The organism is Marichromatium sp. PS1, assembly GCF_041155115.1.
GTDB classification, from domain to species: domain Bacteria; phylum Pseudomonadota; class Gammaproteobacteria; order Chromatiales; family Chromatiaceae; genus Marichromatium; species Marichromatium gracile.
Genome location: NZ_BAAFHB010000002.1, coordinates 1,680,454 through 1,695,571, shown reverse-complemented (window position 1 = coordinate 1,695,571; position 15,118 = coordinate 1,680,454). Strand labels below are relative to the sequence as shown.

Below are 15,118 nucleotides of genomic sequence, written 5' to 3'. Positions count from 1 at the left end.
CCGAGCAGCATCGCATTGATCACCTGGGCGCCGTCGAGGCCGAGCGGGACCTCGAGCAACGGCACCCCCAGGGTGAGCAGCGCGCCACCGCTGATCACCCACCACGGTGCCTGCGCCCAGAAACGCAGCTGACTCGGATCGTGCTCGGCCACCAGCACCCGCGACAGGAAGATGAACCAGGCACCACTGCGGATCAGCTCGGCCACCGCCGACCACTGCCCCGCAGGCAGCAGACCATGCGTCATCGCCAACACGATCGCCGCCCAGCAGACGCCGGCCATGCTCGCCACCAGCGCAAACAGCCCCAACAGGCGCCCACGCCACGCAGTGGCCAGCAGCAGGGTCAGCACCAGATAGGCGATCAGCGCCGCCGCATAGCTGATGGTGGGCACGCTCATCCGTTCTCCTCATCCATCTCCACCCTCTCCGGCGCATAGGGGGTGAGCTCGACCATGCGACCGCGCGACCCGGCCGCCTCGGCCGACTGCCCCTCCAACGCCTCCGGTTCGACCGGACCTCGGCCCTCGACCCGCAATCGATCAGGGGCGAGACCGCCGGCGACCAGATAATCGGCAACCGCCTGTGCACGACGCCGCGACAGGTCGAGATTGTAGGCGGGATCGCCGAGGGCGTCGGAATAACCGATGATCTCGATGCCGAGATCATCACGCGATCGATACGCCTCGATCAGCACATCGAGCCGCCCGGCGAAACGCCCCTCGACCTCGGTGCTGTTCCACCCGAACACCACCCTGGAGCGGCTCCGGCCAGGGCCCACGCGACACCTCGCGCACCGCCGCGGAGCTGTCAACGGCCGATACAGCGGCGGCAGCGGTCGACGGAGACGGCGCCACCGAGCGGAGATCGGCCACCCTGAGCACCGGAGGCTCATCGCTGACCTCGGTGGAGACCGCCATGGACCCATCCGCGGTCGCTCGCCCCACCGGCAGCGCCTGATCGGCGGCGGTCACACTTGACCCGACTGCGTCGGCCACTGCGACCGCAGGACGAGACTGAGCGCGTGCGCGAGGCTCGTTAGGCTCGGGCTCGGGCTCGATCGGCGCCGGTCGTGGCGCCACAGACGACTCCTCGGCCACCAGCCCGGACTCAACCACCACAGCAGCCGGCATCGTCTCGACAGGCGATAGCGCCTCGGGCGCGGCCGGTGGCGGCTCATCGGCCGGCGAGAGGCCGGCGACCCGATCGTCGGCGGCGGGGGGCATCACCTCGACCCTCAGCTCGTGCAGCGATCGCGCCACCCACGCGAAGGTCGCTCGCCCCAACTCGACGGTCTGCTGCGGCTGGAGCAGATAGAAGGCACCGAGCAGACAGCTGGCGGCCAGGACACTGCCGCCGACGACCCAGCGGGCGGGCGAGCGACGCCGTCCAGGGGGCGACCGCCGGCTCGGTGACGAGCTCATCGAGCTCCTCGGGCAGCAACACCGCCTCACGCAACGGGAACTCGTCATCGGATGGCGGCACCTCGCCGTCGAGCGCCTCGTCGAGCTCGAACACCGGCTCGGCGGCCTGGCTTGCGGACGGGGCGTCATCGACCAACGGTGGCGGAGACATCTGTGACGGCGGAGCCTCCCCAGGCCGCGGCGTCTCGGCGATCACCGGAGCAAGGTCGGGCGACGCGCTCAATCCCTGGTCGAGCGCGTCCCAATCGACCTCGATCTCCGGTGACGCGCCGGTCAGCGACTCCTGCTGCAACTCATCGAGCACCCCCTCGGCATCCTCGGCGCTGATCAGGCGGCGCTCCTCGATGAAGCCGTGCAGCAGCAACCGGCTGCAGATCAGGTTGATCCGCCGCGGCACCCCACCGCTGAACTCAAAGACGGTACGCAGCACCCCGGGCGCGAACTCCGGGTCACCGTGCCACCCCCCCTTCTCCAAGCGGTGGCGGACATAGGCCAAGGTTTCGACCGGTCCCAGCGGCTCGAGATGCCAGGCCGCAACCAGACGCTGATGGACCTGCTCCATATCCGGCCCCTGGACCAGCTCGCGCAGCCGCTCCTGACCGACCAACACGATCTGCAGCAGCGGACGCCCCTGGCGCTGCAGATTGGTCAGCAGCCGCAGCTCCTCGAGCGCCGAGGCAGCCAGGTCCTGCGCCTCGTCGATGATCAGCAGGGCACGCCGCCCGGCCTGGTGCTGGCGCTCGAGGAACGCCATCAGTCCCTGCAACACATCCGCCTTGCGCGGGGCGCCGGCACTCAACCCGAAACCGTGGGCGGTCATCCGCAGCAGATCCTCGGCGGCCAGCTGGGTGCTGACCAACATGGAGACGGACACCTCCTGTGTCGGCAGACGATCGAGCAGGTCATTGATCAGCGTGGTCTTGCCTGTCCCCGGTCGACCGGTGATCATGACGAAGCCCTCGCCACGGTGCAGCGCATAATCGATATAAGAGCGCGCACGGGCGTAGTTCCTGTGGGTGAAACAGAAACGATGATCCGGGCTCAAGCGAAACGGATCGGCCCCGAGGGCATAGAAATGCTCGTACATAATGGCTCAAGACCTCTGATCGATCTGGCGGCGCGATGCTTTTCGTGGTAAAGATCACGGGGTGTGGCCAGTGGCAGTGGCTACGGCGGCGCACTGCCCTAAATGTCGGCATCCCCCCTGTCTGCGTGCAGTCGACATTGCAATACAAGGGCCAGACCGCAACTACGAATATCGGAAAAGAAGACGCACCTGACACACGCATCTGCGGTAGCGTACGAGCAGCCGCGCCAGCCCCCATCTCGCACTCAAGGACTGATAGAACAAGACGACGGGCAGCATTGGCAACAGGTCGTCAGATTCTGACACTCGCGTCGCACGGCAGCAATGTGAAGACGGTGAACGACCCATTGCACCACGACCCGTTCGCGCACAACCGTTCTCATGCCGCGTATGGCGGCACCACTGGGGCGCTCGACAACGCCCTCGCAGTCAGGCAGATACGGATGTCGCTCATGAAGACCAGAAAGGCACGTATTTTGCTGCCTAGAGCGGGCCGCTCAGCCGGCACGGAACGGCAATGACCGTCCCCGCGCTCGCATCCACTTCACGCACGACAAGCAGGCCGAATCATGCACAAGCATCAGAACGATAACGACGTTGCAATCGATGAAATGAATCTCGACGCACGCATCGATCATTACCGGCGCGAGATCGCTGACCTGACCCCGCCGGCGACCTTCAGAGAGGAGGTTCTGGTCAATGTCTATCGCTGTCTGCTGCAACGCTATGACAAGGAGCACCACACCAGCCATCAGGCGCTGACCTGACGCGCACCGACACGATCTGCCGGCAGTGGCCGACAGATCGTGTCCGACGGAGCGGGTGTCAGGCCTCTCCCCGGATGGGGCGAGGCCGATGCACGAGGGCCCCGGATCGGCTCGGACGAAACGGGGCGCGGAGTTCAGCGATCGAGACTCTCGAGCAACGACTCGGCCTCGGTGCGCTCGGGGAAGTCTGCGACATCGGCGAGGGTCGACTCAAGCAACCGTCCGGCCTCATCGTCGAGCCCCTGGGAGACCAGGATCTGCGCCTTGTGGAAGCGCACCGTCGCGCTCTTCGGCGCGAGCGCCTGGGCCTCGTCGATGATCCGTCTCGCCTCGTCGAGCGCGCCCTCCTCGAACAACACCACGGCCAGGGTGTCGGCCACGTCTGCCGACTCAGGTGCCGCGGCATAGGCGCGGCGTGCATAGTCCAGGGCACGCGCACGATCCCGGTCGCGGATCAACCAGGCCAGGTTGTTGAGCGCGATGGCATGTTCCGGCGCGATCTCGATGGTGCGCTCGAAGGCGGCAATCGCCTGTGACAACTCCCCGACCTCCATCTGTGTCTGCGCCAGGTTGAACTGAATGCGGACATCCTCGGGGTGCTCCACGAGCCAGCCCTCAAGGGTCGCGACAGCGGCCGCCGGATCATCGGCCTGGCGCTGCGCTCGCGCCAGCCGCAGCAGGTTGACCGAGTTCGGCGCCACCTCGAACAGACGCTGATAGCTGGCCAGTGCAGCCACGCCATCCCCCTGTCCGTCGGCGATCAACCCCTCGAGCAGCAGCACCTCGGGGTGCGCCTCACCGACCACTGCCCGCAGTGACTCGAGTCGCTCACCGGCCAACACCATGTCCTCTTCGGCCAGCGCCAACCGGACCAGCCCGGCGTGCGCGGCGACCGAATCGGGCGCTTGCTCCAGGGCGCGTCGCAGCGCCTCCTCGGCCAGCGCCATGCGTCCCAGCCGCGCCTCGGCGGTCGCCAGGGCGGTCAATATCCCGGGCGCACCCGGCTGCAGCCGGGCCAGTTCCACCAGGCTCTGACGCGCGTCCTCGTTGTGCCCCAGCGCGAGCTGGGCCTCGGCGCGCAGCCCGAGCAGATCGGGGGCATCGGCATGGGCCGCCGCCACGGTGCCAAGCACGTCGAGGGCCTCCTGTGGCTGGCCACGCTGCAGCTGGTAGGCCGCCAGATAGAGCCGCGGACGCAGCTGCTCGGGGTTGGCCGCCACCGCCGCCTCGAGGGCCTGCTGCGCGCCTTGCGGATCCTCACGCAGCAGTGCCAGCCGCGCCTGGCCGATCAGCAGTTCGGCGTCTCCGGGCGCCGACTCCAGCGCACTGCGATAACGCCCCGCGGCGGTGTCCGGATCATCGCCCTCGAGATCGAGCGAGACCAGCCCGTCGACCGCCATCGCCATGCCGGGGTCGCGGTCGAGCGCCTCGGCGAAGGCCGTCGCCGCCGCCTCGCGCTGATCGGCGCGCAGATAGATCATCCCGAGCAGCGCACGCGGTCGCGCGGCATCGGGTTCACGCGCACAGAGTGCGCGCGCGGCATCGATCGCAGCGGCCAGGTCACCACGTCGCACCTGACCGAGCACCAGCTGCTCGGCGGCGTCGAGACGCTGCGGGTCGAGGCCGAGCGCAGGGTCCTCGCTCGCGCCCTCGAGCAGCTCGGTGAAGGCATCGGCGACGCTCGACAGATCACCGCGCTGCTGCGCCAACTGGCCCTGGATCAGCAGCACATCGGCATCGAGCGCGCCACGGACCCGGCGCAGCTGCTCCAGCCGCGCCTCGGCCTGCTCGAACTCACCCTCGGCCAGCGCCAGCCGTGCCGACCAGGCAAGCGCCGGAGCGAACTCGGAATCGATCACCAGGGCACGATCGAGCTGGTCGCGCGCGGCGGGGAGTTCGTCCAGACCCACCAGACTGGTCGCCAGGGCGACCCGCACCCGGGGGTCGGCGGGTGCCAGCTCGACCAGACGCATCAGGGTATCGCGCGCGGCGCCGTGACGCGCGAGGGCGAGCTGCGCATCCGCGATCAGACCGAGCAGCACCGGGGTCTCGGCAAAGCGCGCACGCGCCGCATCGAGCATCTCGAGCGCCTGCCCGGGCTCACCGTGACGCAACAGATAGGCGGCCAGATAGAGTCTGGGAGCCAGTGTCTCGGGGTTGTGCGTCACCGCCCGCTCGAGCAGTGCCTGCGCCTGTGCGGTCTCGCCCTCGGTCAGTGCGATCCGGGCCAGGGCGATCAGCACCCGCGGATCATCGGGACGCGCCTCGAGACTCTCGCCGAACAGCCGCCGCGCCTCGGCAAGGTCCTGACGCGCGAGCGCCAGGGTCGCCAGTCCGGTGGTCGCGGCAAGGTCCGAGGCATCCAGCGCCAGCGCCTGCTCGAACGCCGCGCGCGCAGCCTGCGACGCCTCGCGACGCAGCTCGACCACCCCGAGCAGGGTGTGGGCGCGCGCCGAGTCGGGGTGACGGTCGCGATAGTCACGCGCCGCGGCCAGTGCCTGGTCGAATTCACCGCGAGCCAACCGACCGATCACCAACTGCTCGGCCGCGCCCTGGAAATCGGGGTCCTGCGCCAGCGCGGCCTGCAACTCCAGCACCCCCTCGTCGGATCCGGGGTCGGCGAGCAGCGCCGCACCGAGCCGCGCGCTGGCCACGGGGGAGTCGGGCAGCTCCGCCTTGACCCGCCGCAGATAGGGCAGGCTCTCCTCGCGCCGGCCCTGCTGCAGCAGAGCGCTTGCCAGCAGGTCCATGGTGGCGAGGTCCTCGGGCTGACGCTCGAGCACCGCGCGCGCCAGCTGCTCGGCCTTGGCCGCCTCGCCCTGCTGCAACAGGGTCATCGCCAACAGCCGCTGGGTCGACGCATCATCCGGGCGCAGCGAGCGGGCGCGCTCGAGATGGATGCGCGCGAGTTCGGGCTCGCCCAGCGCCAGTCGCGTCGCCCCCGCCAACGACTGCGCCGGGGCGAAATCGGGCAGCGCACCGAGCGCGGCATCCAGCTGCTCGATCGCGGCGGCATAGTCCTCACGGCTGTAGAACAGCAAGCCCTGCGCGTACTTGACCAGCGGATTGTCGGGCGCGGCGCGGCGCAGCTGATCGAGATCGGCCTGGGCCGCATCGAGTCGACCATCCTGGATCCGCACATAGGCCCGATTGAGACGCGCCTGGGCCTGCTCCAACGGGTCTTCCAAGGCCTGCGAAAAGGCCGCCTCGGCCGCGTCCATGTCACCCGCCTGGCGCGCCAGCTCACCGCTCAGCGACCAGGCCCGGGTTGCCTCCGGGGCGTTTTCGAGCAGGGTCGCGAGCCGCGCACGCGCCTCATCGACCGCCCCCTCGGCGACCTCGACGCGGGCCAGGGCGAGCTTTACCGCGGGCGCATCGGGCTGCAGCGCAGCGGCACGCTCGAGCGTCGCCCGCGCCGCGCCCGACTCGCCGTCAGCCAGCTCGGCCTCGGCACGCAGCGCGAGCAGCTCGGCACGATGCGCGGGCGACAGCTCCGGGGTCACCTCGAGCGCGCGCAACTGCTCGAACTCGCCACGACGCAGCCAGGCGCGGGCGAGCCAGGGCTGGAGCAGCGCGGCATCGGCGCCGAGTCGCTGTGCACGCGCGAACTCCTGGGCGGCGGCGTTGACATCCCCCTGAGCGAGCAGGGCGCGCCCGAGCAGGACCCGGGCCCGGGCATTGCGCGGATCAGCCTGCAGGGCATTCTTCAGCTCGATCACCGCCACCCGCGGCTCACCCTCGTCGAGGGCGGCGGCGCCGCGCTGCAGGGGGTCGGCGGGGGTGGCCAGGGCAGCCCCGCTCAACAGCGTCAGTGCGGTGGAGACTGCGACCAGCTCGATCATTTTCGTTGCACGCGACATCGATCATCCTCTTGCGAAATGGCCTCGAGGCGGGGCGTCCGAGGCCAGCACGACACGCCCTCACCTTCGTTGCACGAGTGTACTGCCGGCGCGATCACCGACAGACACCAGGAGCCGAGACGGGTGCCCGCTCAGCGCCCCGGCAATCCGATGAGATAGGTCACCCCCACCGGCAAGGGTCCCAGCCGCGCCACGCCACGCTCCCAGCGATAACCCTCGCGCTCGAGCCCACGGGTGAGCGCATCGAGTTCGGCGACGCTGTAGGTGCGCAGACAGGAGACGATACCGTCGAACATCACCGCCAGCGGGATCGCCGGGATCAGATAGGTCCAGAACAGCCGGCTCCAGCGAAAGGGACGGATGAAGGGGGTGGCAAGCAGCACCAGCAGGGGGGTGAAGAGCATATAGAGCAGCAGCAGCGGATGCCGCTGGGTCGACTCGAACACCGCGATCCCCCGCCCCTGCTCGACGGCATCGGCGAGGATCGCCCGCGCCTCGCGCGGGCGAAAGTGATGGAAGGCGGAGAACAGGGTGCGGAAGCCTTCGAGATCTCGCGGCACCGCCATCGCGCTCACCGAGCGCTCGACCACCTCGACCCGCGCCCCGGCCTGCTCGCGCAGCCGCGCCAGGGCGGTGCGATTGGGATAGAGATCGCTCACCAACACGCGGACCTCGCCGGCGCGAACCGGACCGAGCTGATCGAGCATCCGCATCCAGGGACCGCCGCCGCCGGCGCAAAGGTCGAGGATGGTCGACGCCCCGCTCTCCTTCAGGGCACGTTCGAGACGCGGCGCCACCGGACGATAGAGGTCGGGAACCCGCACCGCGAACTCGAGGAAGTCGGTGATACCGTCGCGGATCGCGGCCGGTAACCAGGGCAGATCCTCGAGTTCGAAGAGATGGATACGTTGTTGCATCATCGTCGGCCAGGCTCCTGATCGGTGAAGGGGTCCGTCCCGAGGTGCGGCATCAGCCCCCCTCGTAACGACCAGGCGCGATCACCCCGTCGGGATCGAGGGCCTGGCGCAGCCGCCGCCCGAAGTCCCTGGAGTGATCGAGCAGGCTGTCGAGCTCGCCCATGCCATCGACCCCCACGCGATAGGGAAAACAACCGATCTCGCGTCCGGCCGCCACCAGCGCGCGATGACACGCGCGCGCGGCGCGCTGGCCGGCACCGCTCTCGTCACGGGCGAAGATCAGCGGCACCGTGCTGTCGAACACCCGGTCGTTGAGGCTGGTGAGGGTGATCAGGGGCTCGATGCCGTGCTCCAACCCGATGCGCTCGACCATGTCGACATATTCGCGCACCTGACGCGGGCGCATCGGCACCAGCGGCGAGTACCAGCGCAGACCACAACCATCGCGCGCCGGATCGAGCATCCCCTCGCCCATCGCCGCCGGGTTGCGCCAGTAGCACAGCGGCAGCGCCGTCTGGTTGGGACGACCGGCCACCAGTTCGAGCGAGCTGGCGAGGGTCATGGCGGTACTGGCCAGACCACGACCGATACGGCCGGGCAGCCAGCGTGCGAACCGGGCAAGCTGCGCGGCGCGCTCCGGGCTGAGGAAGATCAGCCGCACGCCGACCCCAGAGAGCGCGCGACGGATCTCGCGGCGCGCCGCGGCCATCACCGCCGCCGAGCCGTAGAGGGTGCCGAAGCCGGTCCAGGGCAGCACCTGATACTGGGCGCCGAGTTCGTCGATCACCGCCTGGGGGATCAGCCCGTGCCGGTCGAGACGCGACTGCGGATAGGGCGCGGCCATGGCGAGCACGCGGCGACGATTCATCAGGTTCACCCCGCCGACCACCCCGGGTAGACGCTGCAGGATATCGCGCACGCGGATGATGGCCGACTCGAGCGCCGCCTCGTTCCTGAGGCTGAAGAGAAAGATGCCGACCCGTTCGGGGCGGCGCGCCAGCGCGATGCTGGCACGGGTGACGATGCCAAAGCCGCTCTGGGTGAAGAGCCCGTTGGTATAGGGACCGATGCCCCAGCGAAACAACCGGGCGAGGCCCTCGCCACCGGCCTCGCTGAGCATCGAGCGATAGATCGAGCCATCGGCGAGCACCGCCTCGAGGTCGGTCAGCGCGCCGAAATGATCGATATGCGGGGTGATGCCGTAGCCACGTTCCAGCGCATTGCCGATCAGGCTGCAGTGTGGACCGGCACCGGTCACCGGCACCAGGAAGGGGTGCTCGCCCTGGTCGAGAAACTCGGCGAGCTGCGCCTGGGTCACCCCGGGCTCGAGGGTGACCACGCCGAGCTCGGGATCGAAGTCGAGAATCCGGCGCAGCGCGCCGAGATCGACGATCACGCAGTCATCGCGAACTGGCAGAGCGCCGCCATACCCCCAGTTCCTGCCCGTGCTGATCGGATACAGGGAGAGCCCGTGGCAGGCGGCAACGCTCACCAGGGGGGCAACCTGGCCGGCGTCCTCGACCAGCAGCGCAGCGGCGATCCGACGCTGCGTTCCGGTGGTGTCGCCTCCGTACCTGCGTTCGGCCGCCTCGCCGACCAGAACACGCTGCGCTCCGAGCTGCTCCTTCCAGAGTTCCAGCGCCGAGTTCAGGTCGGCAGCGTCGCTCATGCACATCCTTCGTGCCTCCATTGCGTGTAATCCTCCCGCCGATGCAACCGCTCGTGTGAAAAGAATGTGACCCAGTGCACGAATCCGTTAGCATGGCTCAACCATGGACCGCAGCGGACGCGACCAGCCCAAAAAGCACAGCTCTATCATCGACGATGACGATTAAGATACTGATCGCTAGGACGCCAGATCAAATCGAGGACGCCTTCTGGCTCAGACACCAAGTGTACATCGTCGAGGAAGGGCGCTACGGCGGAGTCCCGTTGCCCGCGGCGAAACTCACCGATCGCTTCGACCGGCTCGGGGGGGTGCGCCACATCCTCGCCTATGATCGCGCGCAACCGGTGGCGGCCATCCGCGTCAACCTCGAGACCGGCCACGGACTCCCCCCCGAGACCCACTTCGACTTCCGTCCCGCCATCGCCGAGCTGCGTATGCATGAGCAGCAACCGGGCGGTCGTTGTCTTGCCGCATCGGGCAGCATGCTGGTGATCCGCAGCCCCTGGCGCCGACGCTACAACATCCTGCGCGCACTCTTCCGGGCCGCGACCCACTGCTTCCAGCACTGGGGCGCAACCCACGTCATCCTCAACTCGACCCCGAAGCTGACCCCACTGTATCGACGCATCGGTTTCAGGCCGATCCATGAACCGCTGTGGATCCCCGAGATCGGCGATCATGTGGTGCCGATGATCGGACGGGTGGAGGACTGCAGTCGACACGCCTTCACACAGAGCCGCTACATCCCGCAGCTCGATCACAACCCAGCCTTCGGCCGCGCCGGCAGCAAGACGCTGTGAGCATGCCGCGAACCTCACAGCGCCACGTCGAGATCCTCGGCGATGGCATCGAGCAATGCCTGCAGCGGCGGCGTGAGACGCTCGAACAGCATCTGGCGCGAGATGTAGAAGGGCGCGCGCGCGCCGCGAAACTCGATCGCCTCGCCGACCTGCTCGAAATAGATGCCGCCGAAGTGCAGATGACGCGCCAGCCGTGGCTCCATCATCGCGTAGACGCCCTCCATGCCCTCGGACAGACCGATGGTCGCCGCCGCCAGATACAGCCCCAGCGCCATGTGCGGGAACCGGCGGCGATCATCCTGGCTCCACTGGAAGAGTTCGGTGCCATGTCCCTCGGGCGTCGACTGCTCCCCCGGGCGACGCCTGAACTGCTCGTGCAGGGCCAGCCTGGAGATCTCGCCGAAACAGCCCTTGGGCATGGTCAGCGGATTGTGCTCGGTGCGGAACAGACTGCGATCATAGTGCTCGATCAGCGGCAACCTAGGCTCGGGATCCTCGGGGCGGGAGCGAACCAGGCGGACGGTGCCGGCATCGCGCCCCGAGCGGCGATGGAACAGCAGACAGTGCACGGCATCATCATCGAAGGCGTCGGTTTCACGCTGGTCCGGAAAGGCTGCGGCATCCTCCCAGCCGAGTTCCTTGCAGTACACCTCATAGCGCAGCGCGAACACCCGGTCGCGCAACTCGTCCGTTGTCGCCGCGATGATCTTGAAGTATTCCTTGTACGGTGTAACGAGATCGACCTTCGACATGGAAAGGGGTCTCCCTGGCAGAAACGGGTTTGCGTCCTTAATCGTCGGGCCCCGCAACCGTCCAGGCTGCCACATGGCGCCAGCGAGCCACCTCTCGACGATGACGGGGTCATGCTTATCATGACCGATTGTAGGATCCAGATCACTCCGAGGAACACGCAACGCAGACCGCGAAGCAGACCGGCAGCGCTGACACCGGCCTCTCCTCCCGACCATATGGCCCGACCGAACAGGAACTCCAAGCATGCACGCCCTCCCCTGCGCGCGACCGGCGCTCATCACCCTGCCCGTCGTGCTCCTGCTGCTGACAGGCATCCTGCCCACCCGCACCGTGGTGGGCGCCACCCTGGTCAACTGCTACGACGCACAACGCGAGATGGTGGTCCGTACCCGTCAGGAGGACTGTCAGGGTCGCGCGGTGAGCGATGCCGAGGCGGCGGCCATCCGTGAGCGGCGGCGCAGCTATGTACGCGACTCGCTCGAGGTCAACAGCAACCCCCGGGTACTCGGCAGGCGCCTCGAGCGCATCGGCGCCGGCTTCTTCGTCGATCCAGCCGGACACCTGCTCACCAACGCCCACGTGGTCAACAACTGCACCACCATCACCGTCTCGCGCGATCACGGCGAGATGGCGCCGGCCCGCCCCATCGCGGTGGACAGCCGCGCCGATCTGGCGCTGCTCGCCACCGACTATCGCCCGGAACGCGCCGCCCCCTTCATGCCGCTCGATGCCCCACTGCCCGAGACGGTGGCAATCGTCGGCTATCCCAACCAGGGACTGCCGCCACTGCGCCCGCTGCTGACCATCGGCACCATCGCCCCCACCCGGCTGATCACCACCCCACCGCGCACCCTCACCCTCAATGCCGACATCCGCCCCGGCAACAGCGGCGGCCCGGTCCTCGCCGACGATGGTCGAGTGGTCGGCGTGGTCTTCGCCGCGGTCGACACCCCGGCGGTCTACGAGCACACCGGACGCGTGGTGCGCAACATCGGGGTCTCCATCCCCAACACCGTCACCCTGCCGTTCCTCGAGCGGCACGGCATCGGCATCGAGGAAACGGCGCCATCGACACCGCCGGACGACATGCTCGAGTACACCCACGCATTCATCGCACGGGTCGAGTGCTGGCGATGACCCCGGAGCGGGTCTGGCCACTGCCAGATCTGGCAGACAGCGGGCGACACCGCCTGCCCATAACCGCCATGGTCATGCGCTTGACCTCGAGCGTTCCAGGCCACAGCATCGACAACGGCGGGGGGAGGCGATGGTATGCGCTGTCTTTGAGAGGCCCGCGCGGGCACTGCTACACTGCCTTGGTACCCGCCCACGCTGGCCAACCGCGACACCCGAGCCGCCGCGCGTCGTGGCTGCGCCGTTCAGGGCGCCCGCCCCACGCTGCTCGACGGATACCGGTCGGCCTGGACGCTCGTGCGTCCCGGGGCGGCTCAATACCACAATGGCCACTCTCACGATCACGCGCACGGCGGAGCCCCGACGGCGCCGGGAGTGGAGGACGTCAGGACACAGCCTAGCCCCCCATGTCGCGGACACCGTACTTCTCGAGCCTGCTGCTCGCCCAGAGAAACCCCTTCGTGGTCATCGATGCCGACGCGCGCATCCGCAGTGTCAATGCATCGCTCGAGACCACCCTGGGATACGACACCAGCGAATTGATCGGCAGCCCCTGCTGTCGACTGGATGCGAACGCCGCCGAGGACGGCTGCCGTCATCGCCGCTTCTTCCGTGACCTGGAACCCTATGTCGAGACCCGCGCCCTGGCCGATGGCCGGGGCGAGGTCCACTTCGCCCAGATCCAGGGCTTCCCCATCGTCGACGGCCAGGGGCAGATCTTTCTCGGCGAATCACTGCACCTGTTCCAGGGGCAGCGCCAGCCCGGACGGATGATCGGTCGCTCGGAGCAGATGCGTGGCCTCGTCCAGGAACTCAAGCGCGCCGCCGCCACCGATGTCTCCGTGCTGCTCCAGGGCGAGACCGGCTCGGGCAAGGAGCTGGCCGCCGAGTTCCTTCACCAGCACTCCACCCGCGCCAACGGCCCCTTCGTGGTGGTCGATTGCACGGTGCTCAGCGAGGACCTGTTCGAGAGCGAGCTGTTCGGCCACGTCAAGGGGGCCTTCACCGGCGCCGTCGGCAACAAAACCGGCCTGCTCGAACTGGCCGACGCCGGGACACTGTTCCTCGATGAGATCGGCGAGCTGCCGCTCTCGCAACAGCCCAAGCTGCTGCGCGCGCTCGAGAGCGGCATGTTCAGACAGGTCGGCTCGACCAAGATCCGCCAGGCCAATGTGCGCGTGGTCAGCGCCACCCATCGCGACCTCCTCGCCATGGTCCAGCAGGGGCACTTCCGCCAGGACCTCTACTATCGTCTCGCCGTCCTGCCGCTGGCGATTCCGCCGCTGCGCGGACGGCGCGCCGACATCCCCGAACTCACCGAGCACCTGCTACAGGAGATCTCGGCGCAGTCGGGCCACCCTTACCGGATCACCAAGGATGCGCTGCGCAAGCTCCTGCTCTACCAGTTCCCGGGCAACATCCGCGAGCTGCGCAACCTGCTGCACCTGGCCACCGTGCTCAGCGCAGACGGCGTGATCGACGCCGAGGCCATCCGCCTGCCGGTCACGGCCGAGCAACCGGCATCGCCGACGATTCCCACCAGCGAGGCGGCAGAGCTCTTGCATGAGCACCCCAGCATGACCACGCTCTCGCCGGTCGAGGCCGTCGAGGCCAAGTACATCCTGCAACTGCTGCAGCGTCATCGCGGCAGCCGCAAGGAGGTCGCGGCCAGCATGTCGATCAGCGAGCGCACGCTCTATCGCAAACTCAAGCGCTACCGGCTCAATACAACCGATGAACGAACACACAGTGGCAGTTGAGCGTTCCAGGACCGCCGACGAGATCCAGACCCTGCGCTGGAACCTGGAGTCGGCCACCGGCGCCGGACAGACCCTGGCCGCACCGGGCGACATCCGCGACCGCATTCGTTCGAGCGAGGCGCTCCCGCCCCTGCCCGAGATCACCCGCCGGCTGCTCGAGCTGCGCGCCGACCCCGACGCCAATGCATTGATGCTGGCCGAGGCGGTCGGACTCGACCCGATGCTCTCGGCACAGCTGCTGCGCTGGGCCAACTCCCCCTACTATGCCCCGCGCAGCCCGGTCAGCACCGTGCGCGACGCCATCGTGCGCGCACTCGGCTTCAACCTCTCGTTCAGCCTCGCGCTCGGGCTGGCAGCGCTCAGCCCGCTCAAGACCCCCAACACCGGACCACTCAGTCGCGACCGCATCTGGCGTCACGGCATGCAGTGCGCCACCCTGATGCAAGCGCTCGCGCGCGAGCAACCCGCCGAGATACGCCCGGCCAGCGGCCTGATCGAGCTCGCCGGGGTCACCCAGAACATCGGTTATCTGCTGCTCGGACACCTGCTCCCCGAACACTTCCAGCTGCTCGGACGCTTCATCCAATCCAACCCCGGGCTGGCGCTGCCGACCCTCGAGCGCTTCGCCATCGGCGTCGAACACACCCAACTCGGCGGCTGGCTGTTCGAGGCCTGGGAGATGCCCGAGGCACTGCAGACGGTGCAGCGCCAGCACCACAACCCCGCCTACAGCGGCGAGCACCAGTCGCTGGTGCTGCTCACCTGTCTGGCCGATCAATTGCTGGAAGGGCGCGGCGACGGACTCGGCGCCCGCCCCAGCGATCCCGAGACCCAGGCCGGCCTGCTCGAACGCCTCGGGCTCGGCGAGCACGCCTGCGAGCACGCCCTGAGCGCGCTCGCCGACTGCGAGGAAGAGGACAACGACGACTGACGGCGGCCCTGGAGCGATG

11 protein-coding genes and 1 pseudogene are annotated in these 15,118 nt (G+C 68.4%); 5 read left to right on the top strand and 7 right to left on the bottom strand.

Features of this window, described 5'->3' with window-relative positions:
- The 3 genes and pseudogenes from ACAM26_RS09075 to ACAM26_RS09065 all read right to left on the bottom strand — a co-directional run.
- Nucleotides 1-398: pseudogene (locus ACAM26_RS09075) on the bottom strand (PEP-CTERM system histidine kinase PrsK); the annotation flags it as partial.
- Nucleotides 395-751, bottom strand: a complete 357-nt coding sequence (locus ACAM26_RS09070) for an OmpA family protein (protein WP_369613474.1) — start codon at nucleotides 749-751, stop codon at nucleotides 395-397. The pseudogene ACAM26_RS09075 and the gene ACAM26_RS09070, both read right to left, overlap by 4 nt.
- A 422-nt stretch (nucleotides 752-1,173) precedes the next feature.
- The gene (locus tag ACAM26_RS09065) at nucleotides 1,174-2,508 is read right to left on the bottom strand and encodes an ExeA family protein (RefSeq protein WP_369613473.1); all 1,335 of its coding nucleotides are present in this window, start codon (nucleotides 2,506-2,508) and stop codon (nucleotides 1,174-1,176) included.
- Between the two features lie 569 nt (nucleotides 2,509-3,077).
- Here ACAM26_RS09065 and ACAM26_RS09060 point away from each other — a divergent pair.
- Nucleotides 3,078-3,275 (top strand): hypothetical protein, encoded by a 198-nt coding sequence (locus ACAM26_RS09060; protein WP_132229879.1) that lies wholly within the window; start codon nucleotides 3,078-3,080, stop codon nucleotides 3,273-3,275.
- 134 nt (nucleotides 3,276-3,409) lie between these two features.
- Here the strand turns inward: ACAM26_RS09060 and prsT are convergent, their stop codons facing one another.
- The 3 genes from prsT to ACAM26_RS09045 form a co-directional block, all read right to left on the bottom strand.
- Complete coding sequence (gene prsT, locus ACAM26_RS09055; RefSeq protein ID WP_369613472.1) at nucleotides 3,410-7,117, bottom strand: XrtA/PEP-CTERM system TPR-repeat protein PrsT; 3,708 nt, start codon at nucleotides 7,115-7,117, stop codon at nucleotides 3,410-3,412.
- A 149-nt stretch (nucleotides 7,118-7,266) separates the two neighbouring features.
- Nucleotides 7,267-8,055 (bottom strand): class I SAM-dependent methyltransferase, encoded by a 789-nt coding sequence (locus ACAM26_RS09050; protein WP_123140331.1) that lies wholly within the window; start codon nucleotides 8,053-8,055, stop codon nucleotides 7,267-7,269.
- 49 nt (nucleotides 8,056-8,104) lie between these two features.
- Nucleotides 8,105-9,721 (bottom strand): FAD-binding oxidoreductase, encoded by a 1,617-nt coding sequence (locus tag ACAM26_RS09045; RefSeq protein WP_369613471.1) that lies wholly within the window; start codon nucleotides 9,719-9,721, stop codon nucleotides 8,105-8,107.
- Nucleotides 9,722-9,984: 263 nt separating this feature from the next.
- Here ACAM26_RS09045 and ACAM26_RS09040 point away from each other — a divergent pair, with 263 nt between their 5' ends.
- Nucleotides 9,985-10,521, top strand: a complete 537-nt coding sequence (locus tag ACAM26_RS09040) for a hypothetical protein (protein WP_132229873.1) — start codon at nucleotides 9,985-9,987, stop codon at nucleotides 10,519-10,521.
- A 14-nt stretch (nucleotides 10,522-10,535) separates the two neighbouring features.
- On the opposite strand, the gene ACAM26_RS09035 is transcribed toward ACAM26_RS09040, so the two are convergent.
- A complete protein-coding gene (locus ACAM26_RS09035) occupies nucleotides 10,536-11,273 on the bottom strand; it encodes a PEP-CTERM/exosortase system-associated acyltransferase (RefSeq protein ID WP_190288051.1) in 738 nt (245 codons plus the stop codon).
- A 244-nt stretch (nucleotides 11,274-11,517) separates the two neighbouring features.
- Between ACAM26_RS09035 and ACAM26_RS09030 the strand changes: the two genes are divergently transcribed.
- From ACAM26_RS09030 to ACAM26_RS09020, 3 genes are all read left to right on the top strand, one after another.
- On the top strand, nucleotides 11,518-12,411 hold the full coding sequence (locus ACAM26_RS09030; RefSeq protein ID WP_369613470.1) for a serine protease: 894 nt from the start codon (nucleotides 11,518-11,520) through the stop codon (nucleotides 12,409-12,411).
- 404 nt (nucleotides 12,412-12,815) lie between these two features.
- Nucleotides 12,816-14,168: a sigma-54-dependent Fis family transcriptional regulator gene (locus tag ACAM26_RS09025; RefSeq protein WP_123142504.1), complete on the top strand. Its 1,353-nt coding sequence runs from the start codon at nucleotides 12,816-12,818 to the stop codon at nucleotides 14,166-14,168.
- A complete protein-coding gene (locus ACAM26_RS09020) occupies nucleotides 14,158-15,099 on the top strand; it encodes an HDOD domain-containing protein (protein WP_223806973.1) in 942 nt (313 codons plus the stop codon). The genes ACAM26_RS09025 and ACAM26_RS09020 overlap by 11 nt, the downstream gene beginning before the upstream one ends.
- Nucleotides 15,100-15,118 lie beyond the last annotated feature (19 nt).

Excerpts from the sequence above, each read along its gene's own strand:
- ACAM26_RS09065 (WP_369613473.1), bottom strand. The coding sequence starts at position 2,508 with ATGTACGAGCATTTCTATGCCCTCGGGGCCGATCCGTTTCGCTTGAGC.
- ACAM26_RS09050 (WP_123140331.1), bottom strand. The coding sequence starts at position 8,055 with ATGATGCAACAACGTATCCATCTCTTCGAACTCGAGGATCTGCCCTGG.
- ACAM26_RS09060 (WP_132229879.1), top strand. The coding sequence starts at position 3,078 with ATGCACAAGCATCAGAACGATAACGACGTTGCAATCGATGAAATGAAT.
- prsT (WP_369613472.1), bottom strand. The coding sequence starts at position 7,117 with ATGATCGAGCTGGTCGCAGTCTCCACCGCACTGACGCTGTTGAGCGGG.
- ACAM26_RS09035 (WP_190288051.1), bottom strand. The coding sequence starts at position 11,273 with ATGTCGAAGGTCGATCTCGTTACACCGTACAAGGAATACTTCAAGATC.
- ACAM26_RS09030 (WP_369613470.1), top strand. The coding sequence starts at position 11,518 with ATGCACGCCCTCCCCTGCGCGCGACCGGCGCTCATCACCCTGCCCGTC.
- ACAM26_RS09045 (WP_369613471.1), bottom strand. The coding sequence starts at position 9,721 with ATGAGCGACGCTGCCGACCTGAACTCGGCGCTGGAACTCTGGAAGGAG.
- ACAM26_RS09025 (WP_123142504.1), top strand. The coding sequence starts at position 12,816 with ATGTCGCGGACACCGTACTTCTCGAGCCTGCTGCTCGCCCAGAGAAAC.